At 42.1% G+C, this 4,494-nt stretch carries 3 protein-coding genes and 1 pseudogene; 2 read left to right on the forward strand and 2 right to left on the reverse strand.

Features of this window, described 5'->3' with window-relative positions; all coding sequences use genetic code 11:
- Window positions 1-188 (reverse strand): annotated as a pseudogene (locus tag QNK26_RS04990) (tungsten ABC transporter substrate-binding protein); the annotation flags it as partial.
- A 268-nt stretch (window positions 189-456) separates the two neighbouring features.
- Between QNK26_RS04990 and QNK26_RS04995 the strand changes: the two are divergent.
- Window positions 457-1,923 (forward strand): sigma-54 dependent transcriptional regulator, encoded by a 1,467-nt coding sequence (locus QNK26_RS04995; RefSeq protein ID WP_319221232.1) that lies wholly within the window; start codon window positions 457-459, stop codon window positions 1,921-1,923.
- The gene (locus QNK26_RS05000; RefSeq protein ID WP_319221234.1) at window positions 1,920-3,965 is read left to right on the forward strand and encodes a cache domain-containing protein; all 2,046 of its coding nucleotides are present in this window, start codon (window positions 1,920-1,922) and stop codon (window positions 3,963-3,965) included. Before QNK26_RS04995 ends, QNK26_RS05000 begins: the two co-directional genes overlap by 4 nt.
- 16 nt (window positions 3,966-3,981) lie before the next feature.
- Here QNK26_RS05000 and QNK26_RS05005 read toward each other — a convergent pair.
- Window positions 3,982-4,494: lipid A-modifier LpxR family protein (locus tag QNK26_RS05005; protein ID WP_319221235.1), on the reverse strand; the 513-nt coding region annotated here is incomplete at its 5' end.

The following is a 4,494-nucleotide window of genomic DNA, read 5'->3' on the forward strand; positions in this document are numbered from 1 at the left end:
ACGTCAACGGTATAACCCGAATCTTTTTTGAATTCAGGTAATAAGAAGTCAAGCAGCCCTGAATGATAAGTACTCGTCGTCGTTGCCAAACGGATCTTCATGTCGTCTGCGGCATTGACGCCTGCAGTTGTTGCAAGTGCAAGTAGGGCTAGTGATGTTTGGATAAATTTCATCGGTGTTACAGTCATTAAGTCTTCCTGACGTTAAAGTTATTACTAGATTCAAGTAATAAGCGAGTTAAAAAGTCACAGTATTTAATATTATAAAGCAAATTAGATGCCAAATTATAAAATAAACCATATAAAACGTTAACTTCAATGTTAAGTGATTGATTTTATGTAAAAAGATGAGTTTCATTAAGTTGAGGTGAAATAAAGGTTGGAAACTGTTTTGACTTTGTTAGTCAAGATGAGACAAAATGTCGCAACTTTAATATTACGGTAGTTATTTATATTTATGTCTGAACTTACTTCTTCTCCCTCTTGGGCAGCAGTCTCTGTACTCGTTGTTGATGATGAACCGGGTATGCGTGCGATCTTAAATAAAGCGCTAAGCAAAAAATTTGCGCAAGTTGATACCGCAGGTAGCATCGAAGAAGCAGAAGAACTCCGTAAGCGCTGCCATTTTGATTTATTGATTGTTGATATTAATCTTCCTGGTCGCTCGGGAATTGAATGGCACGAGGCTTTTGATCCACTTACCCGCCGTAGTGATGTGATCTTTATGACCGGTTATGCCGATTTAGATACCGCGATTAAGGCCCTGCGTGCAGGTGCATCGGATTTTATTTTAAAACCTTTTAACCTAGAACAAATGATGCAATCGGTGAGTCGCTGTATCGAACGTCGTTTAGTTGAACGCCAAAACTTTGCGCTGCAACGTGATATTGAGCGAACCTTCCCCATTGATATTATTGGTGATGCCGCTAAAACCTTGTCGATGAAAAAACTCATTACCCAAATTGCGCCCTCAATGGCGGCTGTATTGGTTGAAGGTGAGTCTGGCACAGGTAAAGAATTAGTGGCGCGAGCGTTGCATCAACTTAGCTTGCGTAATGGCCCTTTTGTACCGCTAAACTGCGGTTCTATTGCGCCTGATTTATTAGAAAGTGAACTGTTTGGTCATATTCAAGGGGCATTTTCTGGGGCTAAAAAAAGCCGTGAAGGCTTGTTCCGTGTTGCCAATGGTGGAACCTTGTTTCTTGATGAAATAGGTGAAATGCCATTAGCCATGCAGTCATCGCTATTGCGTGTATTAGAGCAAAAAGCGATAAGACCTGTTGGTGCTGAGCGTGAAATTCCGGTTGATGTGCGTATTGTCGCGGCCACCAATCGTAATTTAAAAGAGGAAGTCGATGCAGGACGTTTCCGCCAAGATCTATATTATCGTTTGAATGTATTAACGGTTGATTTACCGCCGTTGCGTGATCGCGTTGAAGATATTCCTGCATTAGCGCACCACTTTACGTTGAAATTATCCAATGATTTAGGCATCAAAGGGGTGAACTGGACCCATGAAGATATAAAAGCAATGCAGGCCTATGACTGGCCAGGTAATATCCGTGAATTAAGGAATATGATGGAACGTTGTATTTTGCTCGGTAAACCGCCTGCGGAGTATTGGCGAGAGCTACAAGGTGACACTGAACCGCTACCAAGATCGACAATTGTCGCATTTGACCAAACACGTATGGATGAAGCTAATTTGGCTAACCCTTGTCACTGTTCATCAGCGGTGAGTGGTGATGAAGAACAATATTGTTATCCAACGGCATGGACATTAAAAGAAGTCGAAAAAGCCCATATCATGCAGGTTGTTGACTCTCACGAGGGGAATAAGTCGGCGGCGGCGCGTAAGCTTGGCGTAGCACGTAAAACGTTAGAGCGTAAATACAAAGAATGGATTGATGAAGCAGCCTTATGAAAATGAAGCAATTTATATTGTTATGGATTAAGCGTTTTAGGACCATGGTACGTTACCGCTTGTTGGTACTTACCTCTGTGCCTATTATTCTCACGTTATTTGCACTTTTTGCTCTGACGATGTATTGGACGGTAACCTACACGTGGCAGAATGCGTTAATGAACGTTAAAGCTGATCTGACTGTAGCGCAGAGCAGTATTGATTTGTTGCAAAAAGAGCAGCGCTTGCAGCTTACATCACTGTCATCCTCGTACGACTTTCAGCACTTATTACGCACTGACAAAGCTAAATTACCGGCTTGGGTAAATCGGCAAACTGAAAATAATGCCTTAGATTTTGTGGTATTACATCCCGCCTCAGCACTGGATACTTTTCCTTTGACTAATCAGCAGTTATTGCTGGCGGGCAAGTCGCAAACATTTTTCCAAGTCTTAAACCGTAACCAGTTGCTGGTATTAAATGACAATCTTCCGGTCAACGCGCAAATACCGTTATTACGCGAAAAAACGATGGAATCAAAGGGACTAGTGAGTCGTAATTTATTACCTATATTTGATGCTAATAATCAACTGCAATGGATCCTTGATGGTGGCATATTATTAAATAACAGTACCTTGCTGGTTGATCGAATTCGTGATCTTGTCTATACCGATGGTTCTTTGCCGCCTGGTAGCATCGGTACCGTGACCTTGTTTATGGATGATATTCGCGTCAGTACCAATGTGCCATTGGATAGTGAAGGAGTTAACGGTCGTGCCATTGGTACCCGAGTTTCTGTTAAAGTAAAGCAGCAAGTACTCATTGATGGATTGGACTGGGTCGGTCGTGCTTTTGTCTATGATAATTGGTATATCTCTGCGTACGAACCGTTACGAGATTATGATGGTAACGTCATTGGCATGCTGTATACCGGCTATTTAGAATGGCCATTATTAGAAACATTTTTAACTAATATTGCGGAGTTCAGTGTCGGTTTTATCGTGGTATTATTACTATCGGGTAGCCTAGTATATCGTGGTGCGCGAGACTTATTCAGACCGATAGAAAAGATCCATAATGTGGTGAAAGTAGTGCCGTTAGGATTAAATCGTCGCATTGGTGATCTGGGGTTATGTAAAGATCATGAATTGGCGGCATTTGGTCAGCAATTTGATTCAATGCTGGATCAACTGCAGCAACGCAATGAACTTATCCAGCAGGCTTCTAGTGAATTAGAAGATAAAGTTCATATTAGAACGCAGAGCTTACATGACAAAACCCAAGAGTTAGAAGAGTACATCAAGTTATTAAACCAAACGCGCAGTAAATTGGTGATGAGTGAAAAGTTGGCCGCGCTGGGTGAGTTAACCGCAGGTATTGCCCATGAAATTAATAATCCAACCGCAGTGATCTTAGGTAATGTTGAACTATTACAATTAGAGCTCGGTAATGATAGCCAACGGGTACAGGAGGAGCTGGATGCCATACATGAACAAATCGATCGGATCCGAAATATTACCCGTAGCTTATTGCAATACAGTCGACAAGGCGGAGTACAGGATGAGGTTACTTGGCAGCATTTAAACCTTATTGTTAAAGAAAGTCTGACTTTAGTGCGCTCTGGAACCAAGTCGGCCAATGTACAAGTCGAATCGCAATTAGAAGCAAAATGTTGTGTGGAAGTAAATCGCCATCAACTGTTGCAAGTATTGGTGAATTTGCAGATGAACGGTGTACATGCCATGGATGACAAAGGTTTGTTAAAAATTAAAACCGAGGATTGGTTTGATGATAACGGTGATGTTATTGGTGCCGTGGTACATATTAGCGATCATGGCTGTGGTATCAGCGAGGATAATTTAGCCCGTATTTTTGATCCATTTTTCACCACGCGCCGCAGTGGTACTGGTTTAGGTTTATCGGTTAGCCAAAGTATTATTGGTGATGTGGGCGGTAAGATCACGGTAGCATCTGAGCTTGGCGTCGGCTCGACATTCTCTATTTACTTACTCGAAAAAGCTGTTGTTCATAATGAATTATTACTCCCTGTTGAGGTCTGTTAACGGAGCTGCGTTCAAGTTAGAAAAAAGCAAAAAGAGAAAGGGCTGCAGTACCGTAGACTGAGGTCGGTGCTTCTTTATAGTCTGGTGTTTTAGCCGTAAAGGTGATGCTAATACCAAGGTATTTGTTATACCAAACTGACCCTAATACCGCGCTTGACTGCCAATGTTCAAGCGTCGATGGATAATTTTCAGGGTCTGGAATATTAGGCCGCTCACCTTCAATCGTAATGTCGTTAAATCGGTAACGACCTTCAATGCCAGTAAATACAAACCACGCTGAATTTGATGCGCCAATCATCCCTGGACGAAACGGGTTCTCGGTTGAAATATTTGCCGCGCCCATATTACCGCCAAGATCGCTACCCCAGCGAAACATCATACCGGTTGCAAGATCACTTCTAAATCCACCCACATTAACTTCGGTAATATTAGCAATTTCAAACTCAGAATTGTTAACTAAGGCGTTGGCAAATGCATTATTACGGATCAGGTTCAAATGCGTGAGATAACCAATACTGCCGACATAGTC

This window comes from Moritella sp. (assembly GCF_033791185.1).
Taxonomy (GTDB): Bacteria; Pseudomonadota; Gammaproteobacteria; order Enterobacterales; family Moritellaceae; genus Moritella.